Consider the following 20,641-nt stretch of genomic DNA (forward strand, 5'->3'; position numbering starts at 1 on the left):
CGGCCACCGCCGGGTCACGGCGACCGGACCTCCCCTTCACCAGCGCGTCCAGGACGCCCTGCGTCGCCTCGACGAAGACGTCGACGCCTGGGCGGCCACCGCCGACACGACGGGAACGCCGACGTATTCGCGATCAAAACCGCATCCGTCGTCCTCCTGATCGCCTGTCGGAAGAAGCTCCAGGCCTGCTCGGGTGCGGCGCCCGAGCAAGTCCACAGGGTCAGCACGGCGCCGTTGGTGCCGGAGGCGTTGCCGGACGGCGTCAGGCAATTGCCGCTGGCGATGCGCTTGATGTGGCCGACGCTGCTGGGGTTCCTGCTGTCGCCCGTGAACTCCCACTGCTGCAGCGAACTGCCGATGCCGGAGCGACGGTACAGCAGAAGGCGGCTGAATCCGCCATGGTCACGGCCCGACCGGACAACCGCCTGCGCATGATCATGTCCTTGGTTCGTCTGGAGGTCGGCTGGAAGACGCTGCCGACACCAATGAATCTTGCCATTGACAAGATTCACGATACGGCGATCTCGGTCGATTGTCTAACGGTGGTTTTCGAGAAGGCCCGTTAGATGGGGTTGGCCGGCACGCGCCGGGGTGGACCGGAACCGCTCAGGGCCGCGGGTCAGCCATGGGCCGTTACGGTCGCGTCGGCGAGACGAAGGCTGCCCGCCCGGGCCGTCATCACCGCCGCGACCCCGGTGACCAGTCCGAAGGCGACCGGCAGCGACGTCGCCGCGGCGAGCCCGCCGATCGCCGCGGGCGCCACCAGCAGGCAGGTGTAGATGATCGTGCCGAGGCCGGCCACCCCGACGGCGGGATCGGTCGAGGTCCGGCCACTGGCCGCGAACGCCAGTGGCGCGATCACCGCGACCCCGAGGCCGATCAGCGCGAATCCGGCGACCGCAGGCCCGCTCGTCCGGCCGAGGGTCACCAGCAGGCCGCCCGTGACTGCCGCGAAACCGGCCGCGCGCACCGTCCGGACCACGCCCAGCCGGGCCACGACCCGGTCTCCCGTGAGCCGTCCCGAGGCCATGGCCAGCGCGAACGCCGTGTAAGCCGCCGCTGCGACCCCGCCCCCGGAGTGAGACACCTCACGCAGGTACACCCCGCACCAATTGGCTGCGGCGCCCTCGGCGAACACCGCGCAGAAGCTCACGGCGCCGATCCCGAGCACGGCCCGGGACGGCAGGGCGAACCTCCGGGGCGCGGCAGCGGCGCGTCCGATGGGCAGAGAGCCGGAGACCGCGACGGCGAACGCGGTCAGCGCCACCGCCACGACAGCCAGATACACGCGGGCGTCGACCCCTGTCTGCGCCACCACCGTGCCGATCCCCGCGCCCACCAGCCCGCCGACGCTCCACATTCCGTGCAGCCCCGACATGATCGGCCGGCCCAGGGCCTCCTCGACCTCGACCCCCTGAGCGTTCATGACCACATCCCCGGACCCGGTCAGCGCCCCGTGCGCCAGCAGCAGGAATCCGAGCTGGACCGGGCCGGTCGCGAACGCCATCGCGGCCAGGAGACCGCAGAACCCCGCCACGGACAGCCGGGTCATCGCCCGGCCGCCGATCCGGTGCGCCAGCCTGCCCGACAGCGGCATCGCGACCAGCGCACCGATCGGCGCGGCCAGCAGCACCAGTCCCAGGGTGCCGGCCGAAAGCCCGGCGTTCGCCTTGAACCAGGGAATCCGGGTGGCGAACGTGCCGGCCTCCACCCCGTGCACGGCGAAGACCGCCGCTACCGCCCAACGTGCCCGCACAGCATCCATGAGCCGAACCTAGATCATGTTTTGTCTTGTTTTAAGACTTGAATATGCCTCCTGGATGTGATCTTGGGGCACGCATGAGGGCGACGCGTGCCCGCCGGGAGCCGAGTGCCCGCAGGACGTCGCGGACGACTCCGTCGCCGACCCGCGCCGCCGTGTGACCCGTGGGTGAAGACGATCGCATCGACGCCGTCGGCGGCCTCGGCGAGCGTCTCGGCCGAGGCCAGGTCACCGACGACGAGGTCGGCCTCGCCGGGGAGGCCGGTAGCGGAGCTCTGCTCGTGGACGAGCGCTCGCGTGCGCCGAGCCCGGTCGAGCATCCCGTGATGAGCCAGGTGGGCTCGTCCGGCCTCCCTTCCGGTCAGAGCTGTCCGCGGGTGCTCCGCGCCCCCTGCCGGAGACGACCGAGCCCTACGTCTTCGACGGGACGTTCCGGCCCGTTCAGCCTGTGGACGGCCATGGACCGGAGGCGCGAAGGTCCCGAAGAAGGTGGTCGAGGAGGAGCTCCTCTTCGACCCGGAGGGCCCGGGCCTCCATCGCCGAGCTGAGCTCGGCGGACCAGGGGGTGGGCAGCGGGCGTCCGGTGAGCGCGCTGCCATCAGGGGCCGCCAGGTAGTCGGCCGAAGAGTAGCGCCAGGGGATGAAGCCGACTCGCTGGTGGAGGGCGGTGGCGATGGCGACACCGCCCCAGTCGAAATCGCCGTGGTAGAGGAAGGCGGCACCCCCTTCGCGCAGGAGAGAGAGCAGCCGCCAGACCGCCGCTGACGGGTGACCGCCGACGCAGACCAGAGGAGGGCAGGCGGGCCCGAGGTCGTCGGCGGCCGCCGCGATGACGACCGGGTTCTCGCACAGGTGGACACGCTCGGCGACGAGGGGAGCCGCATGGCGTCGGAGCTGACGGAGGGTCAGGATCGCGGGCTCTCCCGCACCGCGGTGGGCCGCCAGGACGGCGCCGAGCGGTGAGGAGGGATCGGCCGCCAGCCCGAGAGTGAGAACGGCCGAGGACAGTTCGTCCAGGTGGACGCCGACCGCGGCCCAGACGGCCCGGCGAGACTCGGCCGACGATTCGCTCCGGAACGGCCGTCCCGTCAGCGCACGTGCCGCGGAGAGGACGAGGGCGCTCAGCGGACGCCCGTCGTCGAGGGCATGGGCGTCGAGGCAGGTCTCCGCGGCGAGGCGGCCCAGCGGGATCGACCGGGCGGGCAGGCGATCGAGGACGGCCACGAACGAGGCCAGGAGGGCGGCCGCCTCGGCGGGGCCGGGAGCGAGACGCCGGATCATTCCGGTGGCGTCGAGCCACGATCGCCACTCCGCGAGCTCGGGACGGCCGGTGACGGCCGTGTCCAGGGGGGAGAGGGCCTGGCGCCAGGCCCTCTCCGCGCGCAGCCGTTCCACGGAGAGCGACGCGACCGGACCGTTGAGGGCGGTGACGGCGGCGGCCAGCCCACCGTGGCCGGCGGAGCGGAGCAGGGCGTCGACGGACGCGAGGTTCACGGTCAGGGACGTTCCGGTAGGGGGTCTGCGGCCGAGGAGCACGGCCACGGCTCGGCGTTGCCCGGCGGTCGGGTCGCCGAGGCTGACGCTCCCGGTGAGCGGGACGTTCCGGGCGATCCGCTGCCGGACGCGGTCGACCAGCCATGACAGGTCTTCGGCGCCGATGAGCCTGCGCAGCCGCTCCTCATCGGGCGATGTGTCGCTCAAGAGAAGAGAGCCTCTTCGGCGGGCGGGATCTTCGTCTCCGCGGGAGGTGATACGCCGGGGCGGGGCGTCCGTGTTCGTTCCCGGCCGTCCCAGCGCCATGGGGTGACGAGGACCGCGTCGATGCCGTCGCGGCGGGAGAGCTGGCAGATGGCGAGGCCCGGCACCTGTGGGTAGCAGCCCCACTCCCGTTCGCTGGTCATGACCACGTCCATGTCGAAGGTGGCGAGCAGCCCGAGGCACTTGGCACGGGAATCGTCGTCGACGCCGGCGAACGCCTCGTCGAGGGCGACCAGCCGAGGGGCATGGGGATTCGTCGCCGACTTGTAGTAGGCCGAGGCCGCGGCGAACAACGGGATGGAGGCCGCGAGCACGCGCTCGCCCCCGGAGGCAGGACCCGTCGCGGGACGCCAGTGGCCATCCTGCCGGCGCTGGATGACGAACTCGTGCCAGCGCCGGTAGTCCAGGGCCCGGGTGAGCTGGTCGGTCCACCCGGCCGACGGGTTCTCGGCGTGTTCCCGCGCGATCTGTTCCTGAAGGAATCGTCCTACGGCGGCCCGGCTGCCCTCGTCCCACGCGTCGATGGTCTGGCGGAGCTTGGCCCGGATCGCCTCCAGCCCCTCGGGGGCCTTCTTCGCGGGCCGCCAGAGGAGGCGGAGCGTCATGCCGGTGGAGGTCGGGCGAGCCGTGAGTTCGCCGTTCATCGCCGCGACCTCCTCCTCGCCAGTGATGATCAGCTCATGGAGTGCTCCGGCGACCTCACTGAGGAGATGGTTCTCCAGGATCTCTCGCTCCTGTGCCGACAGCAGCCGGGCCCGCTGCCCGGTCTCTTCGGTGAGAGCGGCGGCGAGTTCGGGGATGTCGCGGGTCCGGCCCTGAAAGACCACATCGACCAGCATGATCCCGTCCCGGAGGACCATGCCGACGGAGTGGCCGTGCCGCGACATGGCGTCGGAGAGGAGCTTGTGCTCCTCAGCGACCCGCCGCTGGCTGTTGTTCCAGGGACCGTCGGTGTCGTCCGTCCCGTCCAGCTCCGTGTTGGTGGAGCGGGCCAGCTGCACGGCCGCTGTGGGGGTCCAGGGCCCGGCCGGGTCGGGAAGCTCGGCTTCGGGCAGGGCGAGGGACAGGACGCCCGTCCCCGCGAAGGACCGGAACTCCTCGACGGCGCGATCACGGACCTCGACCGCCTGCCGGATCTCCTGCTGGAGGGAACTCCTGCGGCCCTCGGCCTGGCCCCGGGCCAGCAGCGCACCCTGCTGGAGGGTGCGGGTCTCCATCTCGGCGGCACCTCGCCGGACCAGTGTCTGCTCCACATCGCGGAGCTGCCGGAACAACTCCTCCACTCCGGCTCCGGCGGTCTCGACGAGGGCCCGGTAGGTCTCCTCGGCGACGGCGGCCGCGGCGTGCGCCTCCTCGGCAGCCGCCTTACCCTGGTCGGCCCGTTCACGGATGACGGCCAGTTCGGCGGCGGACTCGGCGACCGCGGTACGGGCGGTGGAGGAGGCGGCGATGGCCGGCCAGAGGCCCGCGAGGGCCACCTGGTAGTCCGACAGGGCGGCTTTGACCTCGGGCAGAGCCACCGGTTCGGTGGGCAGGCCGACGTCCTGCGCGAATTCCGTCGCGTTTCCGACGGCCGCGGTGGTTTCCCGGCGGAGACGTTCAGCCGTGCCGGAAGCGGTCTCCCGGGCTTCGTCGAGTTCGCGTCTGCGCCCGTGCGCCTCAGCGAGCCGGATGTGAGCCTCGCGGAGCGGGGTGTCGGAGGGGAGCTCCCGGTACTCGGCGGACAGACGCTGCCGCCGGCCGGAGATCTGCCGCCGTTCTTCCGTGATCTTCCCGAGCTGCTCTTCGACGAGCTCGGCCTCGGTGCGGGCCGCCGCGAGCTGTTCCCTTCGCGCGGTCTCCCGGGCGCCCTCGCCGATGAACACCGCACTGTCCTTGCGCCAGCTCCCGGCCAGCACGCCGTTGGCCCAGCGGCCGTCCGCCGCCACCCACGCGCCGGCGCCGGGTCCCAGACCTATCCGCTCGAGCACGGCCGTGATGATCTGATCGGAGGGGATGGCCGCGGAGTCGGCGGCGGAGCGGTCGACGGCGGGTCGCAGGACCGCAGCACAGGTCGGGCCTTCGGCGACCGGACCGGTCAGCAGAAAGGTGTCGTCGGAGGAGAGGACGTGTCCGTCGGGAGTGATCCATGCGTCGAGCAGCCCGGCGGCCTCGAGCGCGGCTTCCAAGCCTGCCCGGTGGTCGGCCGCGAGCGCGTCGGTGAAGTCCACCGCCCGCCACAGTGGTGTCCCGGGAAGGCCTGCACGGCTTTCGGCCGTGCGGGTGTGCGGCGCGGGCGGGGCGTCGGTTCCACCGGATTCGAGCTGGCGGATACGTTCGCGGATCCCCTGAAGCCGGTCCTCGCCGTCGGTCTGCGCCCGTTCCAGCACGGCGTCCGCACGGGCGAGATCGGAGGTGGCCTCCTGGACGGCCTCGCCGACAGCCGTCGCCGCGGGGTTGGCGTCCGACTCGGTGATCGACCACGCGGACAGGTCGGAGCGGACGACGTCGGGATCCGGGATCGGGATCTCGGTGAGCCCGGCGAGGTAGATCCGGTAGCGCTCGCCGAGCTCATCGGCCCGGGACACGACTGCCGCGTCCGCGGCGGCGATGCGTTCGACGGCTTCCTGTGATTCCCCGGTCAGCCGGGTCACCTCGTCCCGTGCCCGTTCCCAGCGGTGCCGGGCGGATTCGACGGCGGCGAAAAGCCGTTCGAGTTCGTTGATCGCGGCGGAACGCCGCTGGGAGAGTGCGGCGGTCGTCCTGCGCGCGGCGGGCGTGTCGCTCTCGCACTCACGGACGGCGTCGCGGTGCTCGGAGGCGGATCCGATGCGCCCCGCGGCCTCCTCGGCACCGTCCAGCGCGGCCGAGAGCTCGGATTCGGCGCGGCCCTGCCGCAGGTCGAGCTCCTTTGCCCGCTCCCCGGCGTGGGAGACGCGCTCAGCCTGGTCCGACGCCTCCCTGTGCCGGTCGGTGGCGTACCGGGTCAACCGGGCGGCCTCGGCACCGGCCTCCTTCAGTCGCTGGGCGTCGCGCATCTCGGGGCTCTGGCGGAGAGCGGTCTGCCGTGCCTCCAGCCGCAGCCGCTCCTCTTCGAGATCCTTCAGCTTCCGTTCGGCGTCGGTGAGCGCGGCCAATGCCGATTTCAGGGTGTTGTCGGCCTCGACGAGGTCGCGGCCGAGGTGTTCATAGCGGCTGTGGGTGACCCGGAGCATCCCGGCCTTGCGCTTGGCGGCGATCTTCGAGTACCGCCGGTAGTGGATCAGGAAGGCGTCGGCCGCCCGGCTCGTCTCCTCCAGCGCACGAAGGGCATGGCGCTCCTCGTCGAGCCCGCGGAGCGCCTCGGCGACGGTGTCGACCAGCGCTGGGCTGATCGGTGGAAGGGCCTCGGTGAGAGCTCTGGACAGCAGCCTCTCGTCGGGCCTCTTCGACAGCTGCGGCTGCCGCAGCTGGATCAGCAGGTTGACCAGTGCCTCGTACCGCTGTTCGCCAAGGCCGAACAGCGCCGCGTCGACGGCCCTGCGGTAGTCGGAGGCCCGGTCGTAGACCGTGCCGTGGCCGTCGAGCGCGTCCCGGAGCTTGTCGCGGGTGATCGTGACTCCGGCGGCGGACAGCAGGGCCAGTCCCTCGCCGACACGCTGTCCGGTGACGAAGAACCAGTGACGGGTGATGCCGCGGTCCCTGACGGCCTTCAGCCCGCAGCCGATCGTCTTGTACTCGACGGTTCCGTCGGGGGCACGCCGTCCGAACTCCAGCCAGGTGTAACCGAGCCGTTCAGGATGTGGATGCCGGCCGCCGAGAAGAAGGTTCCACTCCATGCGCTTCTGCCGGTCGCCGTCGGGCTCTACCCGGTACGGAGAGAGCTCGCCGTCCAGCAGGAACGGCAGGGTCAGAGCGAGGACTTTCGACTTTCCCGTGCCGTTGTTCCCGCGGAGCAGCAGCCTGCCGTCGTGGAAGCGGAACTCTTCCGCGTCATAGTGGAAGATGTCGACGAGCCCGGTGCGCAGCGGTTTCCAGCGTTCGGAATCGGGGAGCGGGAGCGTCATCGTGGTTCCTTGATCGTGGGTTCGTCGAGCGCGTACCGGCTGATCGCGGCGAGCGCGGTGACCGTCGTTCCCGCGACCGCGGCGAGACGCAGCGCGGTGAGCCTGCCGAGCGCGTCCGCCAGGAGCTCGATCTCGGCGCCCGGATCGGTGACGCCCTTGCGCCAGAAGCTCCGATGCTCGGCCGCCTTCAGCCGGACGAACGCGTGAAGATCCGCGAACGTCGCGGTGCCCTTCTCGGCGAGGTGCTCGGCGACCAGCAGCGTGAGATGGCCGTCGGTGCGCTGTTCGGGCATTCGCACATCGGTCAGCTCGTCCCTGGGGTCGACCATCGCCATCCCTTCGGCTCTGATCTCCGCGATCAGCCCGGTCGCCTCCTCGATGCGCCGGACGATCGCGTGCCGCTGGGAGTGCAGGTAGAGCCGCTCGGCCTCGGTCAGGTCCGCGTAGTACACGACGGGTTCATCGAGGAACCGGCGGGTGAGCGCCCGGCGAAGCGCCTGGTTCCGCAGGTCCTCCGTGTCGGGCATCTCTTCGGCCACGAGCTGGGCCAGGCGGTCGTCCAAGGAGTCCGCGTCGATGGTCGAAGGTCCCCGGACGCCGGTCAGCAAGGTCGACAGGACCGCGCGCCGCACGTCGTAAAGGACGTCACCGGCGGCGGACAAATAGGACTCCTCTTCCCCCGCCACTCTTCGCAGCACCCCCCGATCGAGCAGAAGCCGGACCACGGCCACCAGATCGGCTCGCTCGGCTCGGCTGTCCAGCGCGAAGGCGAAGTCGAGATCGGGTTCCGCCGCCGCGGTCAGCAGCTCCTCGGCCAGCCGTCCCAGAGTGGTCTGGGCGTCGGCGCGCTCCAGCACCGCCAGCGCCAGGCACAGCACCACGTAGCGTCGGCGCCCGAACGGTTCACGGGACCGGCCGCGCGCGGGATGGGTGGCGTCGGTGGTGACGGTGGTCGTCTTGAACAGCCGGGCCAGCCCCGCCTCGACGTGGAGCCGCCAGCCGGTCTCCCGCGTCAGCCAGGAGCTCAGCTCGCGCTCGCAGCGCCTCACCTTGAGCAGCACCTCGCCGTCGTTCTCGGCGGTGAGCAGGGGTTTGGCGAGGAGGGCCCGCAACGCGGCACGGTGGAGCTCGCGTTCTTCCTCGGTCATGCGCGGCCCATCAAATCGGTGATCTCGATGAGATGTTCGGGTCCGGTGAGAACGCCGTCCTCGGTGCGGATCCGAGCCTCCGCTCCGCCGGGGACCAACGACAGCCTGACCTCGAAGGAGCCGTCGGCGGTCACCGCCTTCACCTCGGTCTCGCCCGGGATTCCGGCTGACAGCGCGTCGCCGAGCAGTCCGAGGAACAGGCGGAACGCGCGCGGGTCGAGAACGTTGAGGCGGGACAGCAACACGGGTCCGTCGGTGTGGAGCAGGTCACGGGCGGCGGCGGTTTCGGCGGCCTCCCGGTCGGCCTGCTCACGAAGGAACCGGCGTTCGGCGTCGCGGTTGCGCACCTGATTCGGCTTGCCGCGTCGTTCGTAGGATCCGGTCCTGCGCAACTGCGGTGAGATCCGCAGACGCGGTGCCTCCGCCCACGGTGTGGAAGGCTCGGGCCCCTGTTCCGCCCAGGCATCGAGAGTGGTGTCGGTGACCGTCAGATGCCGGGCGGGGTTCAGCCCGAACGCCGTCCGCCAGAGCCGGTGCGCCGCGTCATCGTCGGGTGTTTCGGCGAACCACCGCGCCAGAGTGCGGAAGTCGGCGGATCGATCGGATCTGCCCGACCTGCGCTCGTTCAGCAGCCCCACGGCATCGATCAGTTGTTTGATGGCGGTCACCGCCGACTGGCGGAGCAGCTTCGCCTGGGCGTCGCGCGTCCTGGTCGAGATGAACCAGCCGGTCAGGCCACGCCAGCGGTTCTCCCAGGCCTCGAACGCCGCTTGCTCCGCTCGATCGACCATGGCGTCGCCATCGGGGCCGTCCGGGACGGCGTCGGCGGCCTCACGGCGTGCGGCCAGCCGGAGCAGGCGGTCATGACCGAGGCCGTCCAGCTCGCCGAGCAGTTTGACGATCTGAGCGCTGGAATTGGCGAGATCGGCGATGAACCGGTTGATGTACTCGATCAGACGCTCTTTGTAGGAGATGAACCCGTCGACATCCCCGTCGGAGAAATCGATCGCCCGGCGCAGGGAGGCCATGAACGCCTGCGCGTTGTCGGCGAGCGAGGTGAACCGCTCGGTCAGACCCAGGAGCAGGAGGTGGACCCTCACAGGATCGGGAGACCCGGCCGCGGCCAGCACCACGAGTGCCGCGAGCTGGTCGGCTATGTCGGTGAGCGCCACTGACTGGAGCGAACCGCGAAGCGTGACGGCCTCGTGGTAGAGGGCGATCGCTTGTTCCGCGGCGTGGCCTTCGGGAGTGAGCTGGAACAGGAACCGCTTGCGGTGGAAATCCTCCACTGAGGTGACCCGGCCGGTGTCGGCGTCGGCTCGCAGATTGCCCCACTCGACGAGCTTCTCCAGAGCCTGGATGAGTGCGTCGTCGCTCTCCCTGCCCAGATCGGCGGCGACGTCCTCAGGCCGCAGGTGCACGACGAACCGTTGCTTGGCCCGCATGAAGATCTCGAGGATGGACCGGTAGAACCCCTCCAGCGGTGTACCGAGATGCGCGAACGGCTGCGCTCCCCGTTCTCCACCAGATCCCGGAATGACCACGGGGACAGTATCCATCACCGTCTTTGTTGAGATGTCGCGGTCGAGAAATCCACGGCTGCCGCGGCGGAGCGGATGAAGGCGGCCGTCGCAGGGGAGGTGGCGGTCTTGGGCCAGGCCACGGAGAGGGTGGCCTCCGAGACGTCTTCCTCTTGCACGGGTTCCATCACGATCCAGGGGGCGCCGACCTCGTCGACGATCTGGTCGTAGACGGTCACGATCGAAACCGTAACGGATCGCACCCGGGCAGGCCGTCCCGGAGAAGGCCGTCGCCGGTCTTCTCCGGGACGGTCTTCTCCGGGGCGGGGTCAGGCGGTGAGGCCGCCGTCGATGGTCCAGTCGCTGCCGGTGACGAAGTGGGCGGCGGGGGAGGCGAGGAAGGCGACGGCCGTGGCGATGTCGTCGGGGACGGCGTAGTGGCCGAGGGCGGTCAGGGGGGTGATCACGCCGGCGAACGGGCCGTCGGCGGGGTTCATGTCGGTGTCGACGGGGCCGGGCAGGACGTTGTTGACGGTGATGCCGCGGGGGCCCAGGTCGCGGGCCAGGGCGCGGGTGAGGCCGGAGACGGCGGCCTTGGAGGCGGAGTAGATCGACAGGCCGGGGAAGGGGGAGACGTCGCCGTTGACACTGCCGATGTTGATGATCCTGGAGCCCCTGGTGAGGTGGGGGTCGGCGGCCTTGACGGCGGCGAAGATCGCCCGGACGTTGACCGAGAACATCTCGTCGAAGTGGTCGAGGGTCAGGTCGGACAGGGGGGCGAAGCGGGCGACCCCGGCGTTGTTGACGAGGATGTCGAGGGAGCCGAACGTCTCGACCGTGGTCGTCACGGCCGCCTGGAGGGCCTCGGCGTCGGAGCTGTCGGCCGGAAGGGCGGCCGTCCGCGGGCCGAGCTCCCCGGCGAGGGCCTCCGCCCTGTCCTTGGAGGAGTTGTAGGTGAAGGCGACGGAGGCTCCGTCCGCCGCCAGCCGCCGGACGATCGCCGCTCCGATGCCCCGGGAACCGCCGGTGACCAGGGCCGTCCTGCCCGCGAGCTGCTGCGTCATGATCTACTCCTTATCGAACCGAACTGTTCGGTTACTTATCCTCCCGGGCATAACCCGGCCGGGTGCGGCGCTATTCCGGGAAGCGCGAGAGAATGAGGACCCGGGAGGGGGGATCATGGGCAGACCGCGTTCGTTCGACGCCGACGAGGCGCTCGACGCCGCCATGCGCCTCTTCTGGCGGACGGGCTACGACGGCACCTCCCTGGCCGACCTCACCGACGCGATGGGCATCAACCGGCGCAGCCTCTACGCCACCTTCGGCAACAAGGAGGACCTGTTCCATCTGGTCGTCCGCCGCTACGAGGAGGGTCCCGGCCGGTTCTTCGCCGAGGCCGTCGGGCAGCCGACGGGACGCGGCACGGCCGAGTACCTCCTGCACGCCGCCGCCGACTCCTTCACCGATCCCGGCCTCCCGTCCGGGTGCTTTCTCGTCCAGGGCGGCCCCGCCTGCGACCCGGACGGCCCGCCGGCCGCCTACGCGACCCTCGCCGAGCACCGCCGGATCTCCACCGAGATGCTGCGGGAGCGCCTCGAACGCGCCCGCGCCGAGGGCGACCTGCCCGCCGACGCGGATCCCGCCTTCCTGGCCACCTACCTGTCGACCGTCCTGCAGGGGCTGTCGATCCAGGCCTCCAGCGGCACACCGCGTGCGGAACTGCACCGCCTCGCCGACTTCGCCCTCGCCTCCTGGCCGTCCTGACCCCTCGGACCGGCCAGGCCGTCAGGGCAGTTTGGGCCACATGTTGGAGGTCAGCTTGAAGCCGGGCATCGCGTCGAAGGGCACCATGTACTCGTAGATCCGCTGGTACCGGGTCGAGGTGATGCGCCAGGTGCCGTCGGCACGGCCGTAGGTGTCGGTGTAGTAGCAGGCGCCGCGGATGAGGAGCTTGTACTCGTCGACGACGACCGTGTCCTCCAGGCACCAGGTGCCCTGGGCGGTGTCGCCGTCGACGGTGAGCTCGGGGTTGTGGACGACGTGGACGGTCGTCATGCCGTCGCCGAGAGCGCCTCTCATGTAGCCGACGACCTGGTCGCGGCTGGTGAAGTTCAGGGGACGCCCGCCGGAGGGCGAGCCGTAGTCCGCGACGACGTCCTCGGCGAGGGTCTCGGCGAACACGTCCCACAGCTTCAGGTCGAGGGAGCGGAGATAGCGGGCTTTGAGGTTGCGGATCTCCTCGAGCGCGATCAGGTCCATGTGCGTCTCCTTCTGGGGTGTACCGCCCGGCCCGCCAAAGTAGAACACGTTCCTGTTCCGTACAAGACAAGGGCGGCGCCACCGCTCCGTGGGCGGGGTAGAGGGGCCACATGATCAAGCAGGCGATGGCGGCTGCTGTGGTGCTGGGGGTGGTCACCGGGTGCTCTGGGCCGCCTACCGATGGTGCGGTGGGTGGCGGGTGACCGCGGCGGGTTGCCGTCCTGCGGGGGACGGGCCCTACGACTGTGAAGTGGGGGCTGAGCGGTGCGTTTCGCCTTCGCGCTGACGCTGGCCTTCGTCGTTCTCGGGCTCGGTTACCGCGTGACGATCGGGCTGATGCTGCGATGAGGCGCTTTCTGCACCACAACGGGCTGACGCTGGGATTCCTGCTGCTGACGTTCCTGTCGCTCGCCGGGCAGGCCGTCTCGGGCCTGAAGGTCTACAAACGCCGCACAGGCCGAGTCGGGCGGGCAGGCCATCGACCTCGTCCGCTATGTGACGGGTTCGCAGTTCGCCGTCGACGTCACCGAGAACTGGCAGTCGGAGTACCTCCAGTTATTCCTGTTCATCGTCCTGACCGTGTGGCTGGTCCAGAAGGGCTCGCCGGAGTCGAAGAAGCCGGAGGAGACGGGCCGGGAGTCCGACGCCGACCAGAAGATCGGGATTCACGCCGGGAAGGACTTCCCGTCCTGGGTGAGGGCCGCCGGCCGGCGCCGCGTCCTGTTCTCCAACTCCCTGGGACTGCTCATGGGCGCGATCTTCCTCGCGTCCTGGGGCGCCCAGTCGATCGCGGGACGGGCCGCCTTCAACGCCGACCCGGCTGGCCGACCATGAGGACACCGTCACCTGGCTCGGCTACGCCACCGGCGCCGAGTTCTGGAACCGCACCCTCCAGAACTGGCGGTCGGAGGTCCTCGCAGTCGCCTCGATGGCCGTTTTCTCCATTTATCTGCGCCAGCGCGGATCACCCGAATCCAAGCCCGTCGGAAGTTCTCATGGCGCGACCGGTATCGAGGGCTGACCCTTTCCGCGGATAAATTGAATGGACGCTCTCGTCTCTGTTAATGCCCCGGGCGGGGCTCCCCGCAGTGAGAGTCCCGCCCGGGGCCGTCCGCCGGTCCCGGCTGGGATCGGGATCGGCGGAATCGGTGGGGACGGTCAGTGGAAGGTGAAGGTGGCCGAGTCGACCGGGGTGGTGGCCGGGCACAGGAAGCTGCCGGAGATCTTCGAGGCCGAGAACGGGCCGCCGGTGTAGGTGCGGGTGGTGCCGCTGCGGGTGACCGAGGCGTTGGTCACGCGGTAGGTGCAGGCGATGCCGAAGGCGCTGCCGGACACGTCGATCCGCGGTGAGGAAGCGGTTCCGGCGGTGTCGTTGAAGCTGATCGTCGGGGAGTTCGCCAAGGTCAGGCTGATGTCGGCGGCGCACTGCGGGACGATCGTGGTCCTGTTGACGACCAGGGTGGCGGGCGGGGCGTCGCTGGTGGCGGCGTTGGCGAAGGTGCAGGTGTAGCCGAGCGCGGAGAGGGAGCCGTCGACCAGGCCGGGGGTGGCGGCGTGGGCGGGGGCTGCGGCCAGGGCGCCGGTGGCGGCCGCGGCGGCCATGACGGCGAACAGCGTGCGGAACCTCATGCGGAGTCCTCCTCTTGGACACGTGCAACAGAGAATCGGGGTGGCAGAAGAAATGTCACGCCTGGCTTGACGCGACGTTTCCACCTCTCTAGGAACGCGTTCCACAGCGAAGATAGGACAATTGAATCATTGGGTCAATGCCATATTGTAGATCATTTGTCAATCTATTGAACAGCCGTGTCAATAGCGTCTTCGGGTGCGCAATGGGTCACTCTGTGTGGCCCGGTTTCGCCTCTTTTTGAGAGAACCGGCCATGGTCGCAACGGATCGGACGGCTGAATAGATATTTGATGAACGGACCTGGCGTGAATGGTGTGGGGTTTTCTCAGGGTCGGGCCGGGGGAGTGGAGAGGCCGCCGTCCGGTCGTCGGGCGGCGGCCTCCGGTGGTGCCGGTCAGCTGTGCATCGCGCGTTCCACGGCGTCGAGCCGGTTCGTGGCGCGGCGGATCGCGAAGGGGCCGTAGGCGAGGAAGGCGAGGAACAGGGCGACGATGAGCCAGTAGGCCGGCTCGTCGATGGCGACGGCGGCGGAGATCAGTGCCAGGACGCCGTAGATGGCGGGGTGGGTGAAGCGGCTCCTGTGCAGCTGCCTGCGCTGGCAGGCGATCATGCGCTCCAGGGCGGGGTACAGCGAGACGTCGTCCGGGAGCCGTCCCGTGCGCAGGGCGCGGGTGAGCGATCGCCGCGAGCCGGGCTCCAGCTCGGCGAGCCCGGTCCTGCGGCGGGCGCGGGCCACCCAGTAGGTCAGGGCCAGGCCGAACACCAGGCCCGAGACCACGCCGATGCTCAGCACCGGCAGCAGGGACTCCCCGTCGGAGAGGGCCGAGTACAGGCCCATGACGGCCCCGTAGGGCAGCGCGCAGACCAGGAAGACGCTCCACAGCGGGGCCGAGGCCCATCGATCGCGCCAGATGAAGGAAGTGCCGTCCGTCATTGGGTCACCTCATTGCCTGTCATCGCGGCGAGTTCCGGCTCACCGCCTCTTGCAGGATCTGACGCGCCCGGCCCTCCGAGGGCTCACCCCCGTAAGCACCCGGTAAGAACTCCGCCGCCGCCGGGCCTTGCCGGGGGAGTTCATATATACAAGAATGTCTTTTAAAGAGGAGCTACTGAGGAGGTTCGGATGGTGCAGATTCTGGTCGCGGGTGCGCTCTCGGGCGGGCTGATCGGGCTGGCGGGGTACTTCGGGCAGCAGAGGCGGGCCCGGCGGGAGGCCAGGAGGGGCTCCGAGTAGGGACGGCTCGGGCCGTCAGGTCATCTGCTCGAGTTCCTTGCCCTTGGTCTCCTTGACCATCTTCAGGACGAACAGGAGGGCCAGGGCCGCGAAGAGGGTGTAGAGGCCGTAGGCGAGGCCCAGGCCCGCGTCGGACAGCGGCGGGAAGCTGGTGGTGATCAGCCAGTTGGCCAGCCACTGGGCCGCCGCGGCGACGGCGAGTGCCGAGGCGCGGATGCGGTTGCTGAACATCTCGCCGAGCATGACCCAGACGACGGGGCCCCAGGTGGCCGCGAAGGCGAAGACGTAGATGTTGGCGGCGACCAGGGCGATCGGCCCGGCGGCGCCGTCGAGCCGGGGCTCGCCGTCGACCACGGTCGCCGTGCCGAAGGCGACGGCCATGATGGCGAGGGTGACGGTCATGCCGGCCGCGCCCACGACGAGCAGCGGTTTGCGGCCGACCCTGTCGACGAGGGCGATCGCGACCAGCGTCGCCACGACGTTCACCACCGAGGTGATGACCGAGGTCAGGGTGGCGTCGCTCTCGCTGAAGCCGACGGCCTGCCAGAGGGTCGAGGAGTAGTAGAAGATCACGTTGATGCCGACGAACTGCTGGAACACCGAGAGCAGGATGCCGACCCAGACGATCGGCAGCAGCCCCAGCAGGCCGCCCCGCAGGTCGCCCAGCCGGACCGGACGGTCGCCGGCGATCGTCTCCTGGATCTCCTTGATCTTGTGGTCGGGATCCGGCTCGCCGACCACGCCCGCCAGGACCCGCCGGGCCTCCGGCAGGCGTCCCTTGCGCACCAGGTAGCGCGGGGATTCCGGAATCTTCAGCGCGAGCAGCCCGTAGATCACCGCGGGCACGGCGGCGGTGGCGAACATCCACCGCCAGGCCTCGATCCCCAGCCAGAACTCCGCCGAGGCGCTGCCCGCCAGCTGGACGATGAGGTAGTCGACGAGCAGGGCGGCGAAGATGCCGAGGACGATGGCCATCTGCTGGAGCGAGCCGAGCCTGCCGCGCAGCGCGGCGGGCGAGATCTCGGCGATGTAGGCGGGCGCGATCACCGACGACGCCCCGATCGCGAGACCGCCCAGCACCCGCCACAGGGTCAGGTCCCAGACCGCGAAGGCGGACGCCGATCCCAGCGCGCTGATCACGAAGACGATCGCGGCCACGATCATCACCCGGATCCGGCCCCACCGTTCGGCCAGCGGCCCGGCGAACCAGGCGCCGACCGCGCAGCCGAGCAGCGCGGACGACACCACGAACCCGGTCGCGGTCGAGTTGATGCCGAAGTCGGCCTGGATGGCGTCGACGGCGCCGTTGATGACCGACGAGTCGTAACCGAACAGGAAGCCGCCCATGGCGGCGGCACCGGCGACCCGCACCGACTTGTGCGAGTTCCTGGCGATTTTCAGCTGCTCATCCCCGACAGACATGATCTTGATCTGCCCGGACTGATCAAGCCCTAACCGCCGGAACCGCAGGTCAGGAGCGGCAGGCGTCGAGGAGGCGTGGGCGCTCAGCCCTTGGCGAGGGCCTCTTCGAGTTCGGGGGTGGTGAAGCGGGGGCCGTAGGCGGGCTTGTCGCGGGTGAAGCGGCGGCCCTCGGTGAGGGGGCCCGCGTCGACGACGTCGTAGCCGAAGGAGTCGAGGAGGGCGGTGACGGTCCGCTTGGCCTCGGCGCCGTCGCCGGCGATCGGGAGGGCGCGGCGGCCGGGGGTGCCGGGCGGGGTGCCGTCCTTGGCGAGCTCGGCGAAGTGGATCTGGTTGAAGGCCTTGACGACGTGCGAGGCGGTGAGATGGGCGGCCAGGAGCTCGCTCTCGGAGGTGCGGCCCTCGTCGATGTCGGCGTAGTGGCCGTCGCGCTCGAAGTAGTAGTTGTTGGTGTCGATGACCGTCTTGCCGGCGAGGGGCTCGGCGGGCACCTCCAGGTAGCGGCCGAAGGGCACCGTGACGACCACGATCTCGCCGACTTCGGCGGCCTCGCGGGCGGTGGCCGCCCGGGCCCTCGGGCCGAGTTCCGCCACGAGGTCGGCGAGGGTCTCGGGGCCGCGCGAGTTGCTGACCACGACCTCGTGTCCCGCGTCGACGGCCAGCTTCGCGACCGTCCCGCCGATGTGCCCGCTGCCGATGAATCCGATGACCATGATCCGTTTCCCCCTCCGGAGCCGTTTCCGTTCTCCTGAGCCAACAAGGGGTGCCGGAACGTTGTTCCGGGTCAGGGGCTCGGCACGTCCGTCGAGCAGGCGGTCAGGGGGTGAAGAACAGGGCGGCCAGGGCGGCGACGTGGAAGAGGACGACCAGGGTGATGCCGCCGATGAAGACGTACTTGGCCGTCGGGACGTCGAAGTGGTCGCTGTCGAAGCCCTCGCCCCGCTGCCGGAGCCGGTCCTGGCGCTCCGCGATCCGCTGTTCGAGCGACTTGCCCTGGTGCAGGCGCACGGTCCGTCCTCCCGGTGGCACTGCGCACTTTGATTAGTGCACTAATGATGAGTGTACGAACTTGCTAGGATGGCGGCAACGTCCATCGGGGGTGCGCATGAGTGACCTCGGCGACATCGCCGATCCGCCTGTCACGGAGAACGATCCGCTGTCCCTGGAGAACCAGGTCTGCTTCGCGCTGGCCGTCGCCTCCCGGTCGGTGATCGGCCTCTACCGGCCCGTCCTGGAGCCGATGGGCCTCACCCACCCCCAGTACCTGGTGATGCTGGCGCTGTGGGAGCACGCCCCGCTCTCGGTCAAGGAGCTCGGCCGGCTGCTGAGGCTGGAGCCGGCCACCCTGTCCCCGCTGCTCAAGCGGCTGGAGTCGGCAGGGTTCCTCGAACGCGCCCGCGCCGCCGCCGACGAGCGCTCCCTGGCCGTCACGCTCACCCCCGAGGGCCGCGCCCTCCGCGCCCGGGCGGAGGCGATCCCCGCCGCCATCGTCGAACGCCTCGGCATGGACCTCAGCGAACTCCAGGACCTCCACGGCGCGCTCACCCGCGTCATCGCCGCCGTTCACCGCTGATCCCGGGCCGTCCGTGAGCCGCGGGTCAGCAGAGGGCGGTGTGGAGGTCGATCAGGAGCTTGAGCGAGGTCTCGGGGAGGGAGGCCTCGACGCAGAGCTGGTTCATGACCCTGAGGTAGTTGTCGGTGTCGCCGGGCTTGTTGAGGTAGAGGGCGCTGGTGAGCTGCTCCAGGTAGACGACGTCGGGGAGCGTCTCCTCCGGGAAGCGGAGCATGCTGAACGAGCCGCCCGCGGCGGCGTGCCCGCCCGCGGAGAACGGCATGACCTGGACGGTGACGTTCCTGCGCTCGGTCATCTCGATCAGGTGGGCGAGCTGGTCGCGCAGCACGTCGGCGTCCTGGAGCGGACGGCGCAGGGCGTTCTCGTCGATCACGGCCCACAGGGCGAAGTCGGGCGAGTCCAGGCGCCGCTGGCGGCCCAGGCGCAGGCGGACCCGGCGCTCGAGCTCGTCCTCGTCGATCGAGGGGTGGCCGAGGCGGATGACGGCGCGGGCGTAGTCGGGGGTCTGGAGCAGGCCGGGCACGAACTGGACCTCGTAGGTCCTGATGAGCGACGCCGCGCCCTCCAGGCCCATGTACACCTCGAACCAGGCCGGGAGCAGGTCGCTGTACTGGTGCCACCAGCCCGGCTGGTTGGCCTGGCGGGCGAGATCCAGCAAAACGGATCGTTCCACTGGGTCAAGGACCTTGTAAAGCGTGAGCAGGTCGGCGACGTCACGTTCCTTGAAGCTGACGCGCCCCAGCTCCAGGCGGCTGATCTTCGAGTGGGATCCGCGGATGACATAGCCCGCCTCCTCCGCGGAGATCCCCCGGTCCTCGCGGAGTCGTCGGAGCTGGGAGCCGAGCATCATCCGCAGAACGGTCGGCCCTCCGGGATCGCCGGGCGCCGCCATCGCCGGTGCTTCCACTGACTACCTGCCGGGTGTCGGGGGTGGACATGGTGGAAAAGTAACAAACTCTAGTGAATCACGTGTAAAACTTCTTCGCCTCCGTGTCACACCGGTCCCCGGCCGGAATCGGCCCCTTCGGGGGGAGGCGCCGGGACGGAGACCTGCGTGAGCCTGGAGACCATGAACCCTACCGACTTCGCCTTCTGGAATCTGGACTCTGCCGAACGAGACTCCTATTTCGCCCGGATTCGTAAGGCCGCGAGAGCCGAACCCCTCGACGTCGCCGGGGTGGAGGGGACTTTCTACGCCCTGGCGAGGCACGACGACGTCGCCGAGGCCAGCCGCAGGCCCGAGCTCTTCAGCTCGGAACCGATCGCGACGAGCCTGGCCGACCCGCCGGAGGCCGCCAGGAGGTTCTTCGGTGCGATGATCAGCATGGACGATCCGCGGCACGCGAGGCTGCGCCGGATCGTGTCGCGGGCCTTCACCCCGCGGATGATCGGCGGATTGCGGGGCACGATCGAGCGGGAGGCCGTCCGGATCGCCGACGACCTGGCCGATCGCGGCCCGTGCGACTTCGTCGAGCATGTGGCGAGGCCGCTGCCCCTGTTCGTGATCTGCACGATGATGGGGATCCCCGAGGAGCGCTACGGGGCCGTCCTGGAGGCTTCGGAGATCATCCTGGCGATGGGGGATCCCGGTTTCGTCCCGCCGGACGGCCGCGACCGGGTGACCGTCATGGCCGAGAAGTTCGGGATCCTGCACGGCATGATGGCCGAGCTGGCCGCCGAGCGCAGGGAGCGTCCCGCCGACGATCTGGTCACCGCGCTGGTGAACGCCGACGTCGACGGGCAGGCGCTGACGGCGGAGGAGCTGGGCAAGCTGTTCGGGCTGCTGGTCGTCGCGGGCACGGAGACCACCCGGACGACGCTCTCGCACGTCCTGACGCTGCTGACCGAGCACGAGGAGCAGCGCGAGCTGCTGCTGTCCGGCCTGGACGAGCGGCTGCCGGGCACGGTCGAGGAGTCGCTCCGCTACGCCTCGCCCGTCAGCTGGATGCGCCGCACCCTCACCCGCGACCTCGACTTCGCCGGCCGTTCCCTGCGCGAAGGCGACCGGGTGCTGCTCTACTACTGCTCGGCCAACCGCGACGAGCTGGCCTTCCACGACCCCGGACGCTTCGACATCACGCGCAGCCCCAACCCGCACGTGGCGTTCGGGGCTCCGGGACCGCACTTCTGCCTGGGCGCCAACCTGGCCCGCCTGGAGCTCACGACGCTCCTGCGCGAGCTGTTCACCCGCTTCCCGGGGCTGCACGCCGCCGCCGCGCCGGTCCGGCAGCCGTCGACCTTCGTCAACGGGGTCGCGCGCCTGGACTGCGCGTTCTGACCGGCTCCGTCATCTGACCGGCTCCGGTCACGGTGC

22 protein-coding genes are annotated in these 20,641 nt (G+C 70.2%); 6 read left to right on the forward strand and 16 right to left on the reverse strand.

Annotation, left to right across the window (positions count from 1 at the left end; translation table 11 throughout):
* Positions 1-14 precede the first annotated feature (14 nt).
* Complete coding sequence (locus ABD785_RS41340; RefSeq protein ID WP_425547791.1) at positions 15-380, reverse strand: RICIN domain-containing protein; 366 nt, start codon at positions 378-380, stop codon at positions 15-17.
* Here ABD785_RS41340 and ABD785_RS17870 point away from each other — a divergent pair.
* Positions 294-566 (forward strand): hypothetical protein, encoded by a 273-nt coding sequence (locus tag ABD785_RS17870; RefSeq protein ID WP_344829373.1) that lies wholly within the window; start codon positions 294-296, stop codon positions 564-566. The two genes, ABD785_RS41340 and ABD785_RS17870, sit on opposite strands and share 87 nt — an antisense overlap.
* Before the next feature lie 53 nt (positions 567-619).
* Here ABD785_RS17870 and ABD785_RS17875 read toward each other — a convergent pair whose 3' ends face one another.
* From ABD785_RS17875 to ABD785_RS17905, 8 genes are all read right to left on the reverse strand, one after another.
* Positions 620-1,765 (reverse strand): MFS transporter, encoded by a 1,146-nt coding sequence (locus ABD785_RS17875; protein WP_344829374.1) that lies wholly within the window; start codon positions 1,763-1,765, stop codon positions 620-622.
* 14 nt (positions 1,766-1,779) lie between these two features.
* On the reverse strand, positions 1,780-2,082 hold the full coding sequence (locus ABD785_RS41345; RefSeq protein ID WP_425547785.1) for an NAD(P)H-binding protein: 303 nt from the start codon (positions 2,080-2,082) through the stop codon (positions 1,780-1,782).
* Between the two features lie 121 nt (positions 2,083-2,203).
* The gene (locus ABD785_RS17880; RefSeq protein ID WP_344829375.1) at positions 2,204-3,463 is read right to left on the reverse strand and encodes a TIGR02679 family protein; all 1,260 of its coding nucleotides are present in this window, start codon (positions 3,461-3,463) and stop codon (positions 2,204-2,206) included.
* Positions 3,460-7,545 carry a TIGR02680 family protein gene (locus ABD785_RS17885; protein ID WP_344829377.1) on the reverse strand — a complete coding sequence of 1,362 codons (4,086 nt, stop codon included), beginning with the start codon at positions 7,543-7,545 and terminating at the stop codon, positions 3,460-3,462. Before ABD785_RS17885 ends, ABD785_RS17880 begins: the two co-directional genes overlap by 4 nt.
* A complete protein-coding gene (locus ABD785_RS17890) occupies positions 7,542-8,693 on the reverse strand; it encodes a TIGR02678 family protein (RefSeq protein WP_344829379.1) in 1,152 nt (383 codons plus the stop codon). Before ABD785_RS17890 ends, ABD785_RS17885 begins: the two co-directional genes overlap by 4 nt.
* The gene (locus tag ABD785_RS17895; RefSeq protein WP_344829381.1) at positions 8,690-10,252 is read right to left on the reverse strand and encodes a TIGR02677 family protein; all 1,563 of its coding nucleotides are present in this window, start codon (positions 10,250-10,252) and stop codon (positions 8,690-8,692) included. The genes ABD785_RS17890 and ABD785_RS17895 overlap by 4 nt, the downstream gene beginning before the upstream one ends.
* Positions 10,252-10,452 (reverse strand): hypothetical protein, encoded by a 201-nt coding sequence (locus ABD785_RS17900; RefSeq protein ID WP_344829382.1) that lies wholly within the window; start codon positions 10,450-10,452, stop codon positions 10,252-10,254. The genes ABD785_RS17895 and ABD785_RS17900 overlap by 1 nt, the downstream gene beginning before the upstream one ends.
* A gap of 90 nt (positions 10,453-10,542) precedes the next feature.
* Positions 10,543-11,277, reverse strand: a complete 735-nt coding sequence (locus tag ABD785_RS17905; RefSeq protein ID WP_344829383.1) for a 3-oxoacyl-ACP reductase family protein — start codon at positions 11,275-11,277, stop codon at positions 10,543-10,545.
* A 115-nt stretch (positions 11,278-11,392) separates the two neighbouring features.
* Here ABD785_RS17905 and ABD785_RS17910 point away from each other — a divergent pair, with 115 nt between their 5' ends.
* A complete protein-coding gene (locus ABD785_RS17910; protein WP_344829385.1) occupies positions 11,393-11,977 on the forward strand; it encodes a TetR/AcrR family transcriptional regulator in 585 nt (194 codons plus the stop codon).
* A 21-nt stretch (positions 11,978-11,998) separates the two neighbouring features.
* On the opposite strand, the gene ABD785_RS17915 is transcribed toward ABD785_RS17910, so the two are convergent.
* On the reverse strand, positions 11,999-12,472 hold the full coding sequence (locus tag ABD785_RS17915) for a nuclear transport factor 2 family protein (RefSeq protein WP_344829387.1): 474 nt from the start codon (positions 12,470-12,472) through the stop codon (positions 11,999-12,001).
* 495 nt (positions 12,473-12,967) lie between these two features.
* On the opposite strand from ABD785_RS17915, the gene ABD785_RS17920 reads away from it, so the two are divergent.
* Positions 12,968-13,306: a DUF6766 family protein gene (locus ABD785_RS17920; protein ID WP_344829390.1), complete on the forward strand. Its 339-nt coding sequence runs from the start codon at positions 12,968-12,970 to the stop codon at positions 13,304-13,306.
* Positions 13,293-13,493 carry a DUF6766 family protein gene (locus ABD785_RS17925; RefSeq protein WP_344830116.1) on the forward strand — a complete coding sequence of 67 codons (201 nt, stop codon included), beginning with the start codon at positions 13,293-13,295 and terminating at the stop codon, positions 13,491-13,493. The genes ABD785_RS17920 and ABD785_RS17925 overlap by 14 nt, the downstream gene beginning before the upstream one ends.
* A 137-nt stretch (positions 13,494-13,630) precedes the next feature.
* Here ABD785_RS17925 and ABD785_RS17930 read toward each other — a convergent pair whose 3' ends face one another.
* From ABD785_RS17930 to ABD785_RS17950, 5 genes are all read right to left on the reverse strand, one after another.
* Positions 13,631-14,101 carry a hypothetical protein gene (locus ABD785_RS17930; protein WP_344829392.1) on the reverse strand — a complete coding sequence of 157 codons (471 nt, stop codon included), beginning with the start codon at positions 14,099-14,101 and terminating at the stop codon, positions 13,631-13,633.
* A gap of 394 nt (positions 14,102-14,495) precedes the next feature.
* Entirely contained in the window at positions 14,496-15,035 is a 540-nt protein-coding gene (locus ABD785_RS17935; RefSeq protein WP_344829394.1) for a hypothetical protein, read from the reverse strand.
* A gap of 315 nt (positions 15,036-15,350) precedes the next feature.
* Positions 15,351-16,757 carry a sugar porter family MFS transporter gene (locus ABD785_RS17940; protein WP_344829395.1) on the reverse strand — a complete coding sequence of 469 codons (1,407 nt, stop codon included), beginning with the start codon at positions 16,755-16,757 and terminating at the stop codon, positions 15,351-15,353.
* Between the two features lie 83 nt (positions 16,758-16,840).
* Positions 16,841-17,467, reverse strand: a complete 627-nt coding sequence (locus tag ABD785_RS17945; RefSeq protein WP_344829396.1) for an NADPH-dependent F420 reductase — start codon at positions 17,465-17,467, stop codon at positions 16,841-16,843.
* A 103-nt stretch (positions 17,468-17,570) separates the two neighbouring features.
* The gene (locus tag ABD785_RS17950; protein WP_344829397.1) at positions 17,571-17,762 is read right to left on the reverse strand and encodes a hypothetical protein; all 192 of its coding nucleotides are present in this window, start codon (positions 17,760-17,762) and stop codon (positions 17,571-17,573) included.
* Between the two features lie 97 nt (positions 17,763-17,859).
* On the opposite strand from ABD785_RS17950, the gene ABD785_RS17955 reads away from it, so the two are divergent.
* A complete protein-coding gene (locus ABD785_RS17955) occupies positions 17,860-18,327 on the forward strand; it encodes a MarR family winged helix-turn-helix transcriptional regulator (RefSeq protein ID WP_344829400.1) in 468 nt (155 codons plus the stop codon).
* Between the two features lie 25 nt (positions 18,328-18,352).
* Here the strand turns inward: ABD785_RS17955 and ABD785_RS17960 are convergent, their stop codons facing one another.
* The gene (locus tag ABD785_RS17960; protein WP_344830118.1) at positions 18,353-19,219 is read right to left on the reverse strand and encodes a helix-turn-helix domain-containing protein; all 867 of its coding nucleotides are present in this window, start codon (positions 19,217-19,219) and stop codon (positions 18,353-18,355) included.
* A gap of 162 nt (positions 19,220-19,381) precedes the next feature.
* Between ABD785_RS17960 and ABD785_RS17965 the strand changes: the two genes are divergently transcribed.
* Positions 19,382-20,605: a cytochrome P450 gene (locus ABD785_RS17965; protein WP_344829401.1), complete on the forward strand. Its 1,224-nt coding sequence runs from the start codon at positions 19,382-19,384 to the stop codon at positions 20,603-20,605.
* The last annotated feature ends 36 nt before the right edge of the window (positions 20,606-20,641 follow it).

The organism is Actinocorallia longicatena, assembly GCF_039534125.1.
Lineage (GTDB): Bacteria > Actinomycetota > Actinomycetes > Streptosporangiales > Streptosporangiaceae > Actinocorallia > Actinocorallia longicatena.

Excerpts from the sequence above, each read along its gene's own strand:
- ABD785_RS17875 (WP_344829374.1), bottom strand. The coding sequence starts at position 1,765 with ATGGATGCTGTGCGGGCACGTTGGGCGGTAGCGGCGGTCTTCGCCGTG.
- ABD785_RS41345 (WP_425547785.1), bottom strand. The coding sequence starts at position 2,082 with ATGCTCGACCGGGCTCGGCGCACGCGAGCGCTCGTCCACGAGCAGAGC.
- ABD785_RS17885 (WP_344829377.1), bottom strand. The coding sequence starts at position 7,545 with ATGACGCTCCCGCTCCCCGATTCCGAACGCTGGAAACCGCTGCGCACC.
- ABD785_RS17890 (WP_344829379.1), bottom strand. The coding sequence starts at position 8,693 with ATGACCGAGGAAGAACGCGAGCTCCACCGTGCCGCGTTGCGGGCCCTC.
- ABD785_RS17895 (WP_344829381.1), bottom strand. The coding sequence starts at position 10,252 with ATGGATACTGTCCCCGTGGTCATTCCGGGATCTGGTGGAGAACGGGGA.
- ABD785_RS17905 (WP_344829383.1), bottom strand. The coding sequence starts at position 11,277 with ATGACGCAGCAGCTCGCGGGCAGGACGGCCCTGGTCACCGGCGGTTCC.
- ABD785_RS17910 (WP_344829385.1), top strand. The coding sequence starts at position 11,393 with ATGGGCAGACCGCGTTCGTTCGACGCCGACGAGGCGCTCGACGCCGCC.
- ABD785_RS17915 (WP_344829387.1), bottom strand. The coding sequence starts at position 12,472 with ATGGACCTGATCGCGCTCGAGGAGATCCGCAACCTCAAAGCCCGCTAT.
- ABD785_RS17930 (WP_344829392.1), bottom strand. The coding sequence starts at position 14,101 with ATGAGGTTCCGCACGCTGTTCGCCGTCATGGCCGCCGCGGCCGCCACC.
- ABD785_RS17935 (WP_344829394.1), bottom strand. The coding sequence starts at position 15,035 with ATGACGGACGGCACTTCCTTCATCTGGCGCGATCGATGGGCCTCGGCC.
- ABD785_RS17940 (WP_344829395.1), bottom strand. The coding sequence starts at position 16,757 with ATGTCTGTCGGGGATGAGCAGCTGAAAATCGCCAGGAACTCGCACAAG.
- ABD785_RS17945 (WP_344829396.1), bottom strand. The coding sequence starts at position 17,467 with ATGGTCATCGGATTCATCGGCAGCGGGCACATCGGCGGGACGGTCGCG.
- ABD785_RS17955 (WP_344829400.1), top strand. The coding sequence starts at position 17,860 with ATGAGTGACCTCGGCGACATCGCCGATCCGCCTGTCACGGAGAACGAT.
- ABD785_RS17960 (WP_344830118.1), bottom strand. The coding sequence starts at position 19,219 with ATGGCGGCGCCCGGCGATCCCGGAGGGCCGACCGTTCTGCGGATGATG.